The organism is Azospirillum sp. P4_B5, from assembly GCF_056402275.1.
In genome coordinates, this window is sequence record NZ_JBFUHT010000055.1 from 14649 (window position 1) to 28829 (window position 14181).

17 protein-coding genes are annotated in these 14181 nt (G+C 67.4%); 9 read left to right on the top strand and 8 right to left on the bottom strand.

Going from position 1 to position 14181, the window contains the following annotated elements:
* Positions 1-648 precede the first annotated feature (648 nt).
* On the bottom strand, positions 649-825 hold the full coding sequence (locus AC1DVI_RS28230; protein ID WP_201043827.1) for a hypothetical protein: 177 nt from the start codon (positions 823-825) through the stop codon (positions 649-651).
* Between the two features lie 1153 nt (positions 826-1978).
* Positions 1979-2794 carry an AAA family ATPase gene (locus tag AC1DVI_RS28235; protein WP_476960792.1) on the bottom strand — a complete coding sequence of 272 codons (816 nt, stop codon included), beginning with the start codon at positions 2792-2794 and terminating at the stop codon, positions 1979-1981.
* 222 nt (positions 2795-3016) lie between these two features.
* On the opposite strand from AC1DVI_RS28235, the gene AC1DVI_RS28240 reads away from it, so the two are divergent.
* Genes AC1DVI_RS28240 through AC1DVI_RS28265 form a run of 6 tightly spaced genes read left to right on the top strand, consistent with a single transcriptional unit; the run spans position 3017 to position 6482 of the window.
* Positions 3017-4027, top strand: a complete 1011-nt coding sequence (locus AC1DVI_RS28240; protein WP_476960793.1) for a zincin-like metallopeptidase domain-containing protein — start codon at positions 3017-3019, stop codon at positions 4025-4027.
* A gap of 3 nt (positions 4028-4030) precedes the next feature.
* Positions 4031-4630: a hypothetical protein gene (locus AC1DVI_RS28245; RefSeq protein WP_476960794.1), complete on the top strand. Its 600-nt coding sequence runs from the start codon at positions 4031-4033 to the stop codon at positions 4628-4630.
* Between the two features lie 49 nt (positions 4631-4679).
* On the top strand, positions 4680-5138 hold the full coding sequence (locus tag AC1DVI_RS28250; protein WP_476960795.1) for a hypothetical protein: 459 nt from the start codon (positions 4680-4682) through the stop codon (positions 5136-5138).
* Between the two features lie 27 nt (positions 5139-5165).
* Complete coding sequence (locus tag AC1DVI_RS28255; protein WP_476960796.1) at positions 5166-5777, top strand: hypothetical protein; 612 nt, start codon at positions 5166-5168, stop codon at positions 5775-5777.
* A 14-nt stretch (positions 5778-5791) separates the two neighbouring features.
* Positions 5792-6034, top strand: coding sequence for a hypothetical protein (locus tag AC1DVI_RS28260; protein WP_476960797.1), 243 nt, complete (start codon positions 5792-5794; stop codon positions 6032-6034).
* Positions 6035-6047: 13 nt separating this feature from the next.
* A complete protein-coding gene (locus tag AC1DVI_RS28265) occupies positions 6048-6482 on the top strand; it encodes a hypothetical protein (RefSeq protein ID WP_476960798.1) in 435 nt (144 codons plus the stop codon).
* A 64-nt stretch (positions 6483-6546) separates the two neighbouring features.
* On the opposite strand, the gene AC1DVI_RS28270 is transcribed toward AC1DVI_RS28265, so the two are convergent.
* A complete protein-coding gene (locus tag AC1DVI_RS28270) occupies positions 6547-7101 on the bottom strand; it encodes a hypothetical protein (protein ID WP_014242620.1) in 555 nt (184 codons plus the stop codon).
* 81 nt (positions 7102-7182) lie between these two features.
* Positions 7183-7641, bottom strand: coding sequence for a hypothetical protein (locus AC1DVI_RS28275; protein ID WP_476960799.1), 459 nt, complete (start codon positions 7639-7641; stop codon positions 7183-7185).
* Between the two features lie 132 nt (positions 7642-7773).
* On the opposite strand from AC1DVI_RS28275, the gene AC1DVI_RS28280 reads away from it, so the two are divergent.
* Positions 7774-8247: an OmpA family protein gene (locus AC1DVI_RS28280; RefSeq protein WP_476960800.1), complete on the top strand. Its 474-nt coding sequence runs from the start codon at positions 7774-7776 to the stop codon at positions 8245-8247.
* Positions 8248-8252: 5 nt separating this feature from the next.
* On the opposite strand, the gene AC1DVI_RS28285 is transcribed toward AC1DVI_RS28280, so the two are convergent.
* The 4 genes from AC1DVI_RS28285 to AC1DVI_RS28300 all read right to left on the bottom strand — a co-directional run bounded on the left by AC1DVI_RS28285 (position 8253) and on the right by AC1DVI_RS28300 (position 10941).
* Positions 8253-9518, bottom strand: coding sequence for a type IV secretion system protein (locus AC1DVI_RS28285; RefSeq protein WP_476960801.1), 1266 nt, complete (start codon positions 9516-9518; stop codon positions 8253-8255).
* A 47-nt stretch (positions 9519-9565) separates the two neighbouring features.
* Positions 9566-9814: a hypothetical protein gene (locus tag AC1DVI_RS28290; RefSeq protein WP_014242617.1), complete on the bottom strand. Its 249-nt coding sequence runs from the start codon at positions 9812-9814 to the stop codon at positions 9566-9568.
* 7 nt (positions 9815-9821) lie between these two features.
* The gene (locus AC1DVI_RS28295; RefSeq protein ID WP_476960802.1) at positions 9822-10277 is read right to left on the bottom strand and encodes a hypothetical protein; all 456 of its coding nucleotides are present in this window, start codon (positions 10275-10277) and stop codon (positions 9822-9824) included.
* Between the two features lie 94 nt (positions 10278-10371).
* Positions 10372-10941, bottom strand: coding sequence for a hypothetical protein (locus AC1DVI_RS28300; RefSeq protein ID WP_476960803.1), 570 nt, complete (start codon positions 10939-10941; stop codon positions 10372-10374).
* 871 nt (positions 10942-11812) lie between these two features.
* Between AC1DVI_RS28300 and AC1DVI_RS28305 the strand changes: the two genes are divergently transcribed.
* Positions 11813-13693, top strand: a complete 1881-nt coding sequence (locus AC1DVI_RS28305; protein WP_476960804.1) for a MobA/MobL family protein — start codon at positions 11813-11815, stop codon at positions 13691-13693.
* 94 nt (positions 13694-13787) lie between these two features.
* Positions 13788-14141, top strand: coding sequence for a hypothetical protein (locus AC1DVI_RS28310; protein ID WP_247877194.1), 354 nt, complete (start codon positions 13788-13790; stop codon positions 14139-14141).
* The last annotated feature ends 40 nt before the right edge of the window (positions 14142-14181 follow it).

The window sequence follows — 14181 nt, forward strand, 5'->3', positions numbered from 1 at the left end:
GCTGAAGACGCGCGCATGAATCGTCATGCAGACGCGCTTAAGGCGCGACCGTAATCAAAGGGGAGTTTGCGATCGACGAGCAGAGCCGTGGCGGGCGAATGTCAGCACCGCGTGAAACGACGAAGTTTCCGAACTGCCGGAAACCCTCGAAAGCTTCTGAATGGGTTGCTCGGAGAGAAGGGCGATTACACAGTCATTTGGGTTCTCCAGCCATTGCAGCTTCTGGTGACGGTCATCACCCGAATGCAACTATGGACTGGAGTCCCCACACAGCGCAAGCGTAAGAGTCTGTTCCGGCACCACCGCCTGGAATCCGCATGATCGGTTTCCCAGTTCAAGCGGAAAGCTCAGCCTGTCCCCCACTCGACAACGCCTTCCGCTCGCGCAAAAGCGATGTTTTCCGTCGCGGGCTCGCCGAAAGATCATGCCCTTTTTCCTCGAATCGGCCGGGCATTTCAAAGTCTCGAACATGTGCAACCGAATCAACGCAATCGTAGGGTTAGAAACCCTCGTGGGAGCGTGGGCGCTGGGGGACCGCTCCGACCAGGAGTCGCTTGCCTCGCCCGCCACTTGGTCCCTGCACCTCATAGCGGTGGCACCTGAACGCGCCACCGCCAAGCCCCTCTCGATCGACGCCATGGCATTGAATCACCGCAGGCTGGCCAGGACGCGGACGGGAGCGGCGCCATCCTGAGCGATGGACCCGGCGGACGAATTCGCCTCGGCGGCGGCGATCCGGACGCGCAGATCGGTGTAGCCGGATTGAACGGCGTTGGCGGCGAAGGTGATGGCGGCGACGGCGGCCAGAATGGCAATCGACTTCATGGTCAATCCTTTCAATTTGAGCGGCTGAGTGGCGGCTGGCTGTCCCGGTGCATCCTGTTGCACGACGCCGGGCGGCCTGTCTGACATCAACGATGCGCCACGCCCCCCGCCATTGCAAGAACTTTTTTCGCACTCCCCAAACAAATTATTCGCTTATATTTTAAATAAGCGGCCGTCGTCTTTGCTCAATGAAGATATTTACATGCGACATGACAGGACATTACATGAGTTATTCTATTATTCCGCCGCTCATCATCATGACATGACGGCGCATATCCTCCCGTCACGATGTATCGACATATCATGCTGACCGTTTCACAGTGGCCCGGCGGTTCGGCCGTTTTTTTGGGGGGGAGAATGGCGAATACATGAGGCCACAACGAATGCCGGCGGATGGACGAACAAGGACCGTGACGTGACTTATGATCAGAGGCCGACTCCGCGTTGCCGGGGCCCGACGGGCGGCAACCGGAAAAGCGACGTCGGCACCCTGCCGGCACCCTTCGGGCACCGACCTGGGGCACCACTGCCTCCGGCACCCTTCGGGCACCGGAGGCGACTGCGGCTATGGTTGGGCCTCAAACCTGCGCTGCCGGTGCCCGGAGGGTGCCGGCAAGCTGAAAGGGAACGCCAAATACTTGCGGCACCGAACGCAGCGTCCTGCCGGCGCCCTTCGGAACACCGGCAGGACGCGCCATAGGAAATCCGGACGCCCTCGGCACCCTTCGGGCGCCTGCGGGCATTCCTGGGCACCCTCTGGGCACCCAGGGACGGTGCAGGCCGCTGTCACCAAGCAGGCAAGGCATGCGCCGCCGACGCCCAACGGGTGAAGGCTGTGCGTGAAACGACTGAGGAGCGGCATGCGTCGCCATGGCCGGTATCGCCGACAGGAACGCGCGCCGCCGATCATGCGCTGCCGGTGCCCGGGAGGGTGCCGGCAGGAAGGATGAACGTCGGGACGGGCGTGCGACGCCGGCGCACCAGCAGACGCTTTTACCACCCCCCTTGCAGCACCCTTCGGGCGTCGCGCCGGGGAAACCGCCCCGCCTCCGGCACCCTTCGGGCACCGGAGGCGGGGACATTGAAGTCGGAGACAGGCCGACGGCACCGAAGGCACCGTCGGCCTGTCGGAGCATGCGTGGCCGATGGTCCGTCAGGGACCGTGCGTCGGCGCCCCATCGGCATGCCCGGGCACCACCACGAGGTGTTGGGCCAAGGCGTGGAACGCAACCCGATGGATCGGGGAGGCTATCGCCGCGGGGTCGATGCTCTCCGGTCTCCGGGCCGTCATGATGACGGGTCCGGCAAAACGCTCCACCTCGTTGGCCAAAGCAGCGGATCTGAGCAGATCTCCGTAGCCGGCCGGATAATCCGGCCGAAGCAGCAGAAGATCAGCCGCCTCCACCAGCAGCAATGCGCCGATCCGTTCGGCGCGGTCGATGAACGTCCGGAGATCCTGGTCGCGGAGCGTCCGCACCTGAGACGGCCCCAGTTCCACGACCGGCAGGCCATGGCGGTGGGCCAGGGCGCGCGCGCAGGTGCTCTTTCCGCTGCCGGCCGGACCGAGGAAGAGACAACGAGCAGAGCCGTGAAGCCACCGACGGCTCTCGAACCAGGGCTCGACCGCAGGCACCGTCCGCCAGCGGCTCTCGGAAAGTTTGTCCGGCAGGGGCCGCTGGGGGAGGGAGGCGGGATCGTGGAGCGCCAGCAGCCGTTCGGCACGCCCGAACAGCGACACGGCTTCCTCGTCGGCCCGGAGGTTGCGCCATTCCTTCGGCGAATGCCGGATATCGCTGAACTGACGGCCGAGATCGCCGAACGCCAACCGGTCCATCGACGTCGCCGCCCCGGCGCCGATCAGATCGCCCAGGCGGATGATCTCGGCGGCGAGATCGAGACTGGAGCGGCAATCCGCAAGGTCACCCATGCACGGCGGCTCGGCTGCGGCGCCGGAAGAATGCAGCGTCATCCTGCGGGGATCTCCTATTGGACGCGGGACGCCGAAACGGCAACGCCCCCTCGCCCCGATCATGCCGATGGCCCGGCCGGCCGGTCGAGCACGCCCATGAACGCCGTCGGCGACCTCGACCCGATGCCGCAACCTGGGCCGGCCGTTCGTGGAGGCTCGAATTGACGGCTTACCACCCGGTACCGTCGTGTGGAGCACACGCACGACGGAGACTCACAGGGCATGACCGACGGACTTCTCACCGAGGAGGAGGCACACACCGCAATCGCGGAGGACATTCTCGGCGCTGTCGAGCGCAACGCCACCGGGGAGTGGGTCATGCCTTGGGCCGGCTTTTCCGCCCGCCCGACCAACGCGTTCTCCGGCCGCCCCTTCAAGGGACAGAACACGCTCGCTCTGTGGGCGGCTGCGCGACGGAACGGCTACACGGCTCACCTCTGGGCGTCCCCGGAGGCATGGGAGCGGAACGGCGGCGTCATCCGGACCGGCGAAACCGGCACCCTCATCCTGGTCCCGATTTTCGATGAAGAGGCTCCGGCAGCGGCCTGGACCCGTGAGACGCCGGGCATCGCCAGGAAGCTTGGTCCCATCGGTGGGGATGCCCTGGGCGGGCAGCTCCGTCCGATGATCGGTTTCGAACGCCAGCGGTGGTTCAACGTTCACCAGGTCGACGGTGTGCCGATCGCGCCGCCGGCGGTGCCGTCACCGACGCAAGCCGCCCTGCAGCTGGAGGATGCGCTGCTGTCCTGGCGGCCTCTGCCGGACGATACCGTCGGCGGCCCCGCCCTCATCGAGGGGGGAGTCCGGGCGTTCTGGAACCCGGCGACCGACCGGGTCAACATGCCGCCGAAGGCCGCCTTCCAACCGCGCGGCGGGCTGAGCGGCTACGAATATTACGTGCTGACTTTCGCCCATGAATGCACGCACGCCACCGGGTCGGCATCCCGCCTTCGCCGCGACACGCTGCTCAACTACGGCAAGGGCAACAACCGCCCGAAGGAGGAGCTGGTGGCGGAGATCGGCGCGGCCTTCCTCTGCGCACAATTCGGCCTGCCGGCCCAACTTCTTTCCCACAACACGGCCTACATCGCGAGCTGGATGCAGCATCTCGGGACCCGCGGCAAACGGAAGAGCTTCTTCTGGGCGGTGGGGCAGGCGGAAAACGCCTGCGCCTACATCCTCCGCCGTGCCGGCGGCGGCGGCCATCGGCCTTTGGCCACCGCGGGAGCGTGACGGATGGAGAACGGAATCCACAGTCGGGAACGCAGCACCTTGCCGCCCGCCTTCCTTCAGTTGGCCGCCCAGGTGACGGCAACGGTCTTGCGCAGCCATCCCGGACCGGAGATCGGCACCTCGCCTGACAGCCGGATCGTCCGACTGACCCACGGTCCTCGGGCGCTTCCGCCGCCACCGCCGGCCGCTTGCGAGGGTGGGATGGCTCTCCACCTCGTCGACGTCGTTCTGCGAATGAACGGCGAGGACGCGCTCTACGGGATCGCCAATCTCGGCTGGCACAGATCCGCCCGGGACGTCCTCGACAGCGCCGTGGAGCATCTCCTCCAGAGCCTGCCCGTCCGGTTCGCCGGACCGGACGATCCGGTCGTGCAGCGGCGCATCGTCGGGCGGATCGATCTCTGCGACTGCTGCTACGGGACCGGGCGTCACCCCGTGTTCCAGCCGGACCGGCCGCCGGAGGCGTGCCTGCTGTGTTCGGGGACCGGCGAGAAGATCGTGCCCGACGACGTCTGGCGGTCGTTCCTGCGCAGCATGAGGCATGGGCACCATGATCCGGTCGGGGGAGACGCGCCCGCGCCGGTGCTCGAATGGCCGAGATGAGGAGCGGCATGCTGGTCGGCATGCGTTTTCCACCAGCGGAGTTGTCCTCATGACCGTCTCCACCTTTCCGATCGGACAGGCTTCACCGGTGTCGGCCGGCTTCTTCACCGGCCTTCCGCCTTCGGTCGAGACGGCGGCCCGTGCCGCCCATGCCCGCGCCTACGCGTCCGGCCGCACCCTCGGAGTGGATGAGGCCCATTGGAGGATCAAGGCCGAGCATTTCATCGCCGGCGTCGCGCTGCTGGCCGCGGAACGAAGCGACCGCGATGCCGGCGATGCGGACGACGGTCGGATCGCCGCGCTGATCGAGGGCATCGCGTCCGGCGCTTACAGCCTCGACGACCTCATCAAAGAAGGGCAGGCCCTTTCCTATTCCAAGACCGTGATCGATGGCCTTCAGCATGTCCTGCTTTTGCCGCTCGGTGAGCGCTCCGCGGTCATCGCCACCGCCATCTTCGCGTTGAAACACTCCTCCCGTGGTGGAGGCCATGCGCCGGCGACGGCATAGCTCTGCCGGTTCGGAGACTGCGTCCCCATGACCAGCCCTTCCGCCGCGCCGGGGCCGGACCGACACATGGCCCTCCTCACCTTTGCCGAAGGATGGTTGAGGATGGACGTGCTGATCGGGGGCTTGGCCACGTCCGAAGAAGCCGAATGGTTCGGCCGATCCGCTCGCGCTCTTCGCATCAGGCCCTCGCGGTGCGGTGTCGTGGCTGAGGTGGATCTTGGCGGCCGCTTGGTCGAGATCGATCCCGGCACGGTCCGCGTCAGCGCCATGGCGATCGATGAAGGTGCCCCGTTCGTACCCGACGACATCGAGACCTCGCCGGATGGCGGCGTGATCAGTCTTGCCTGGACAGCCGCCGATGCGTTCAACCGCCTGGGTGGCGCCGTCCGCCTCCTTCATAGACAGGCCGGCGTTGCGCCAGCCGTCCGAAACTGTCTTTCTAACCAGGATTACATCATGAAGCCGCAGCACCTCGTCACAACATCCGTCTGTCATGTGGCTGCCTTGGGCATCCCCTCCCGCATCGTGAAACTGGCCGAGGATGGGGACACTGACATGGCTACCCTGCGGGACCGGCTGCGTGCCGTATCGTCGGTCATCACTCTGCGCCCGGCGGACGCCGCTGAGGCTGAAGAGTAACGAGAACATACCCGATGCCGTTGTTCGACTTTATGGTTGTGGCCATTCTGCTGTTGCTGGTCGGCGTGAGCTATACCGTGTGGACGCTTTACCGTTGGCGCACAGGTGTGGGCATTACGGTTGCCGTCGTGCTCTGGTTTGCCCTGCTCGCATGGCCGCTTTTATCCAGCGTTGAGGGCGGCCCATGCCCACCGGGCCTGGACCCACTTACAAGCGGATGCACCACGACATTCAAGCCGCCAATGGCGGTTCGGTAAGGAGGGTTCGCCAATGCTCCGTCTGTTCCGACGCAACGAACAGAAACCTCCTGCCAGCATCGGCCCGCACGAGGGACGCGAGCTACAGCTCATGCTCGCCGGCATGAAGCCTCTGGCGCTCGTGTCCAATTCGTACAGGTGGAGCCCTTTCGACAAAGCTGTGGCCACGGGCCAATTGATCGCCGCTTCGGTGCAGGTCCCCATGCACCAGCTTCGCCGGGACCTGCTCGGGCGTCTCTTCGGACTTTTTGAGCCAGGACTGGCGGAGGTTCGGTTCTACGCGCTTCCGCAGCATGAAGCCCGGCTCAGGGCTCTGTGCGAGATCTACGCGCACCCGCGGCCTGCCTTCGGTGAATTCCAGCACGCCACCATCGGGTGGTTGCTCGGCTACACGGACGTCGAGATCGCCGCCTTCCTCGACCACTGGCAATGCCAGCCGATCGCCTGATCCTCAATTCAGAGTGGACCTGTTCCCAGGTCATCCGCTGCAACCCGACGAAGCCCCACCCTGATCACGCCGGACCGGCAAATCGGAGGGCCAGGGCATGCGCTCCAGCGCACCGCTCAAGTGTCTCCTCGATGCTGCCGGGCCGGGCAGAGATGGTGCCGATGCCGTCCAGATCGCCACCCGTTCCGACACCGGCGAGCATGCCCTGGGGCATCATGCTCACCAGTGAGGGACAGGCGCGTTCGGGAACCTCAAGGTACCAAATGCCGGTTGCCGCGTCGAAGCGTTGAGGGCCGCCCCACGGGTTGGCCAGCACGATCGGCCCGCCATTGTTCAGATGAACCGTGATCGCACCGTCCGGAGCCGTCTCGGCGCCGGCGACGTCGCCGCGCGACAGGGCGTAACCCACGGCCGTGGCCATCGCCGCTCCCGCCTGTTTGCGTGTCATCTCGCTTATGCCCTCGACGACCTTCTCGGTTTGCTGAAGGTGATGGGAGCTGAGGAAGCCAATCGCGAGGAGGGCTCCAAACAATGTACTCATCCCCATCAGGCACAGAACGGTGACCAGCTTCGAGGCAGCATCCAGAACAGGCCACGAGGTGCTGAAGCGCTTGGACATGCCGAACTCCGGTACGGTGCGTCGAAGCTGCAGCGTAGGGCCTGTGAAATGGCCGCTTCGAGCACCCACACGAGAAGGCACTCATGTGTCCGCGATTTTGCGCCGGCCGAGGTGCTCGCCCATGGGCGGCGATCGCCTGACCAGGGCCTGCTCGGCCTGCTCGAGGAGGCGTAGCTGGTCGATCGTGACGTAGAAGGCCAGGGTGCGGATCAGCCCTTCGATGTGGCGGTCGCCACCCCAGACGACGCCGCGGCGCCGGAGAAAATCGGCGCGAGCCGTGATCGACCCGAGGGTGCGGCCGGACCGGTCGAGCAGAAAAAGGGCGACGTCGACGGCGTCCGTCCGCCGAAACGCGACGTCGGCGATGCGGTCGCTGACCGCGTTGATCAGCGCTTCGGCGTCCAGCTCGATGCGATGATCATCCGGGCGGCCGTCGGGGTGCACATGCTCCATCCGGACATGCCGCCGGCCTTGCGGGAGCAGACTCAGAGAAAGATCGTCCAGCTCGGCCTCGGCCTGCTCGGTTGGGTGGTCGGGCATCGTAGCATCCGTGAAGGGTTGCGGAAACAGTTGGGTGGTGTGCGGCCCGAACGATGGGCCGAGCGGCAACCCGCGATCCGCCGCGMMCGCCGGCGCTCGCGGCGCGCCCGGGAAGAGCGCTATTCTCACGTCATGATCCCCCGTCATCGCATGCTCTCCGCCCATCTCATCGCCGCGGTGTGCGTGACCGCCGCCGCGTTGCCCTTCTCCTCGCGCGCGGGCGAACCGATCCGGCTCGTCCCGCGGGGAACTGCGGCGTCCGAGGACTCCGGAGTGCAGATCGGCCGCTGCGCGCCCATTCCCTTCGCCCCCCGCTCTGCGGCCCTTGATGGACAAGCCGAGACCATCCTGCAAGCCTGCGCCGACGCCTTGCACGGAACGACGCTCGATCTCGTCGTGCAGGCCTGGGCCATCCCCGTCCCGGACGCTCCGGACTACGCCGCCGGCCTCGCCGCTTCGCGGGCCGACGCGGTGAGGCGGTGGCTCACCAGCCACCGCGTGCCTCCGGCGCGCGTGACGGTCCGCGGGGAGGCCGGCGGCGTTCACCTCGCGCAGATCCGTTTGCGGCTGCCCGATCTGGACCGTGGGCGCCCCGGCCGCCGTTAGTTCTTTCATGCTCCCGGCGCTCCATTCCCGCGGGTGCCGTGGTACGCCGCTCTGAGACCCGCCGCGATTCCGCGGGCACCGGCCGCCGCGCCGGCGCCGGCCAGCCCGACGAGGCCACGCTGCGCGACGACGTCGGCCATCTGCTGTCCGCCTTTGGGCAGAGCGTTCAGAATGGCGCCGCTCATACCGCCCGTCGCGACATTGCCGGCGCTGTCGAAAATCGAATTGCGCGCGCCGCCGCCGAACAATTTCCCGTGGGCCATCCCCCCCGCTTTCGCCGCACCGGCCTGTCCCGCGGCGGTCACCATGGCGGCGCTGGTGGCGGAGTCCGTGACGCCCGCGATGTTGCTCGCGATGCGCGGAGCCGCGAGATGCAGCAGGACGGACACCAGCCCGACGATGAAGGTGTACCAATATTCCGGGTTGGTGACGTCGAGCAGCTTCTGCAACGCCTCGGGGGAAGGATCGCCGAGCGACACATTTTGAAACTGCGACTGCAGCATGGCCGATGTCGTGCCCATGGCCACCGCGGCGAACACGAGCGTAAAACCGCCGCCCAGCATGAACTTCAACGCTCCCCAGAGGTAGGATCGCGTCGTTCCCCAGGGAAGCCCGACGACGAGCAGCGGTCCGATCGCCGTCACGGCGGCCGTGTAGAAGATGACCTGCACCATGAACGCCATGAAGATGCCGAGGACGAAGCCGAACGGCGCGACGATCAACAGTGTGAGGATCAGGCGGGGAAGTGCCGCGATGTCGTACCAGGCGCCCGGAGCCCCCGCCCGTATCAGCTTCAGCACGAGCGGAAAGACCGTGCCCTCGACCTCGCGCCACAGAGCCGTGTACCAGGCGCTGTCACCAACCGGCGGCACGCTCGCCGTTCCGCCGAAGGCCGACTGCGCGGTGCCCAGCACGTAGGCGGCCACGCCCATGAAGGTTTGCTCGCCCGCCGTCACGATGTTGTCGAGTATCCACTGCGGCGCCGAGAGGATGCCGACCATCGCCAGCAGCCAGCCGACGCGGCCGAGGAACGTTTCCAGGAAGCGCGGGATCTGGCTCGGCTGGAGAAAGATCTGAACGGCGAACAGATAAATCCACAGGAGGCCGAGCATGCGTCCGAAGCTGGACGCCGGGCCGACGAGGTTCTTGAAACTCGCCTCACGGAACGTCCGGCTTGCCTTTTCGATGCGCTCGGTCAGGCCGCAGGCGATGCAGGACGGGTCGGAGCTCTGCGCCTGAGCGGTGTCGGGAAGCAGGATCACCAGCGCCACGAAAAAGGAGCAGGCGATGGCTGTGGCGAGGACCCGGTCATCGTTTTTCATGTCTGGCTTCCTTCGTCCGGCGGTGACGGGCGTGGATCGCGAATGCGGCGCACGGGCCGAATGATCCAGCGTTCGATGAAGGGCACGCGCAGCATGCCGCGGTCGACGGCGATGACGATGATGGTCAGCACCAGCAGCACGGCGAGCGTGATCGACGCCAGGTCGAAGATCCACTGCGCCATCCGGGTCAGACGGAGAAAACCGTCGGCGGGATCGAAAGGCCGGGGAATGGTGGTCGCGTCCATGGCGCCGTCATCCCACCAGTTGCCGGGTGAGATCCGCCACCAGCTGCGCATCGCCGGCCCTTTTGGCCGCCGCGAGGCGAAGCAGCAGATCCGCGCTGATCCCGACATCCTCGCAGAGGGCCGCGGCCTGCAGGCGATGCGCGTCGCGCCGACGGTCACGTTCGGCCTGCAGCTCGTCCATGGCCTTGCGCTGATCGTCGCGGGCCTGACGCAACGTCTCGCGGAACTGCGCCAGCTCATCCGCGAGTTTGCGCACGCGGCGGCTGGTGCGGTAAACGGCACGCTCGCGCCCGTCGGCCGGTTCGTCGCCGTCGAGATCGATTCCCATCACCCCCTTGTCTGCGTCTTCCTCGCGGTTCTTCGGTGGCCGGCCACGCCCCTGGCGCGGCCGGTCCATGAGCGTGCCGCCGCTCGGACGATCGTCCTCCTGGCCCGTCTCGTCGCCGTTGTTCCGGATGTCCATATCGCGGATGTCTCCTTGGTGCTGACCGATGCCCGGCCAGCCTACGGAGGTGTGCCCGGTGTTTTCGAGCACCGGCGGAACGCAGCGGGGCGCATCATCGGTTGGCGTTGATCCACGCGCTCATTTCCGCCCGGTCGAGACCATCCGGCACGGACAGGCCGCGACGCTGTGCAATTCTGCGCGCAAAGTTCATCTGATCGGCGCTGGGCGGCTGCCCCGGAAGCGCCCCTTCCACCGAACCGCGCCGCCGCTCCACCATGGGGTTCCGGTCCGGCGTGTCGCCGTCATGCCGGTTCCCGGACCGCCACCCGTCGCGCGGGGATTGCCCGCCATCGCCGCCGTCCAACGGTGTTGCCGAAAACCTCGCGGGAACTCCGGCATGATCGGCACGAGTGTTCTCATCCCCGAAGCCGTCGCCCAGCATCCGGCGCAGGCCGTCACGAAACTCGCGATCCTCCGGAGCGTTGCGCAGACGCCCGATCAGATGCGCAAGCAAGGGTCGGTCGTCCGGCCAGACCGCTCCTTCGAAACGCACAAGCCCCCCGGCTTTCGACCGTGCACGGTACCGCCGAACACGCGCGGCGTTCTTGGACAGAAACCGGTCGCCCATCACGCACCCCCGTTCCGCCAAGAACGCCACCACCGCATACCACTCCTCGGCCATCTCAAGGTCCCGGTCTGCGCGTCGCGATCCCCGTCCAGCGGCGGTGCCGATAGACTCGCCGCCGGCGCTTCCCCTCGGCCGGCTTCACCGGCACAATCGCTTTCGTTTCCGAAGCCGTCGCCCAGCATCCGGCGCAGGCCGTCACGAAACTCGCGATCCTCCGGAGCGTTGCGCAGGCGCCCGATCAGATGCGCAAGCAAGGGTCGGTCGTCCGGCCAAACCGCTCCTTCGAAACGTACAAGCCCCCCGGCTTTCATCCGTGTGCGGCATCGCCTGATGCGTGCGGCGTTCTTGGTCCGCGGCCGGTCGCCCATCACGCACCATGCCGATTGGTTTCAGGCCGACACGGTCCGCGGACCGCGCCTTTCCGGGGCGTCCATCGCACTCCGGCGGTCATCGGCGCCGACCGTGTATTACATGTCATACGGAAGCGAAATGGTGGCATGGGTGTCCTCCACGGTGAAACCTGGCCAGCCTACGGACATGCGACCTCCGTGTTCGAGCACCGGCGGTTTCGAACCGCATGCCGCATGTCGACGCCGAGCCGATGGCTACACCCAACGCCCGGCGGAACACGCCGTGATTTGCCTGTCATGACAGAGCCCAAAGAATTACCGGTAATGACATGATCGCCCCTTGAAGGGCCGTCATGTGTAATGTCAGGGAAGAGGTGTTTGCGCAATTAGCCATTGTCATACAAAGGCGCATTACCGGTAATGGCTTATCACATTACCGGTAATGTCACCGGTAATGGTTGGAAAGCGCGTGGGCGCCCACGTCCAAATTCTGGGCGCCCAACCCGTTTTTACTGGCGTGGGCGACGCATCGAGCAGCCACGGCACCAAGATGGCGAAGGGTAAGGACAACAGGCATGGTGACGTTCGCGAAGGCGTTGGCGCTGATCGGCGAAGCCGAATGGGACGACCGGCACCGGTCCGGGCGGCTGGACGAAGGCGACGCGGTGGAGCGCGGGCTGGCGACGGGACGCTACTTCAAGGTCGGTCTGCGATCCCTCCTGCTGCCGGCTCCCCGCGGCCGGAGCGGACCGCCACCGCGCGTCGAACCGCTCCACGTCCGGGTGTCGTCGGTGTCGAAGCGCCCGCCGTCGGGAAGCGGTGGCCTCTCACCGAAGGAGACGGAGGCACGCCGCGGCCGGGTCTATGTGAAGGCGAAGCGCGGACGGGTTCGTGACCTGCAGGCGGCGGGCGGCGCCTACGACCGCAAAGCGCGGAGCTGGTACGTTCCCGAGGCCCAGTTCGCCGCGGCGGCGCGGGCGCTGGGCCCGGCGATCCAGCGCAAGAGCGGCGGAGCGTCGCGAACCAGCCGCGGTCGGGTGCGCGCCGGAGCGGCGGCGTCGTTCCAGCGCTACGTCGAGCGCGCCGACCTGCCGCACGATGAGCGTGTTGCGGAATTGATGGCCGATGGCGACGGCGTGCTGATCAGCTTCGGCACCATCGGCGACGACGCCGACGAACGCGCCGCCTTCTGGGACGCGGTGGAGGCGCGGGAGCGCGTGGACGGTTGCGTTCAGAACCGCGCCATCATCGCCTTGCCCCACGAGCTGGACGGCGACGAGCTGGCGGCGCTCGCCCGCGACCTGATGCGGCCCCTCGCGGAGCGGGGGCTGCCCCATCACGCCGCGGTTCACCGCCCGGACGTCGAGGCCGGGTCCGATCCGCGCAACATTCATCTGCACGCGCTGTGGAGCGAACGTCCGGCGGAACGCACCGCCTCCCACTCCTGGACCTTCGCCGCGCGCAAGGACCGGACGGCGCGCGGGCCGTCCTGGGTCCGCGAATTGCGCGAGCGGTCGGCGGCGACGATCAACCGCCATCTCGACGCCGCCGACGAGCGGCGGCGGTCGGACGGACGGCCGCTTGTCGGCCGGCGGTTCGACGCCCGCTCCTACGCCGAGCGCGGCGAGGCGACCCTGCCCGGCGTGCATCTCGGACCGGGACGCTCGGCCCTGGAGCGGGCCGGCGTGCCGACGGCGGCCGGCGTGGTCAACGCGCTGCGCGCCGCGGTGAACGAGCGTGTCGAGACGGCGAGCCGCGCCAACGATCGGCGCGGCCGGGCGGCGATCCTGTCCGGGTCCCCCGGTGTGCCGGCGGAGGCGGCGGAACGTCTCGTCGGTGCGCTCGACCGCCTGGACGAGATCGAACGCCGCGCCGATCCGGCGCTTCGCGCGCGGCGGCGCGCGGCCTGGGCGCGCGCTGCTGCCACGTTCGCCGACGGCCGCCAGGAGCTGGCCGCATCCGCATTTTCCGAAGCGTCGCGGTTGCTCGGCCTTCTCGGGGATGACGCCCGCGCGCCCGACGCGGCGGAAGCTGCCGCGGCGGTGCGGGCCGCGGGCTGGACAGCGGCGCGCGCGGCGGCCGACCATGCCCGCCGGCGGGTCGAAGCGCACCACAACGAACGCGCCGCCGACGCGGATGCCCTTCGTGCCGGGCGGATGTCGCCGGCCGAGGCCATCGCCCGCGAAGGCGAGCGGCGCGGCGACGAGCGGGAGACCGCCCGGCTTCGCGTAGCGCTGCTGGAGATGATGGAGCCGGACGCCAACACTGCCCGCCGGCGGCGCGCGCGGCGCGATCTTGATCGGGCGGAGGAGCGGTGTGCCATGGTGGCGCGGATCTCCGGGCCGGAACCGCTTGAGCCCGCTGCCGTGCTGCGGGAGCTTGGCGCAACCCCAGCCGGTCCGGATGCGATGCCGGAACCGGTCCGGCGCCGCCGGTCCCGCGACGTGGAGCGATGAGCGGAAAAAAACGCATCGCCGGTGCTCGAAACCCGGCGACGCACCTCCGTAGGCTCTGGGGCACCTTCCATTCTTCTGCACAGGTGTCCCTCTCATGAACGAGCGTTTTCCTGATCGCCATGCGTCCATGGCCGCTCTGGTGATCCTGATCACCGTGGCTTTGCCGTCCGCGGCGTTCGCAGTGACCGCGGACCCGTTCGCACCGACGGTCAGCGCGGGCAATGCCGTCACAAACTTCGCGATCTGGGTGGTGCGGATGCTCGGGTTCGGCGGGCTCGTGGTCGCCGCGGTGAAGGCCTACTTCAAGAAATTCGATTTCGTTTTCCTGGCAAGCGTGGTGGCCGGAATCATGCTGGTCGCGTCGGCTCCGCTGCTGATCAACTATGTCTTCGGATTGGGCGGCTTGTCCGACGCGTCGTCGGTCGGCACCTACACGCCGATCAAGTAACGGCGATGGCCGCGGCCCGGCGCCTGACGACCCCGGTGTA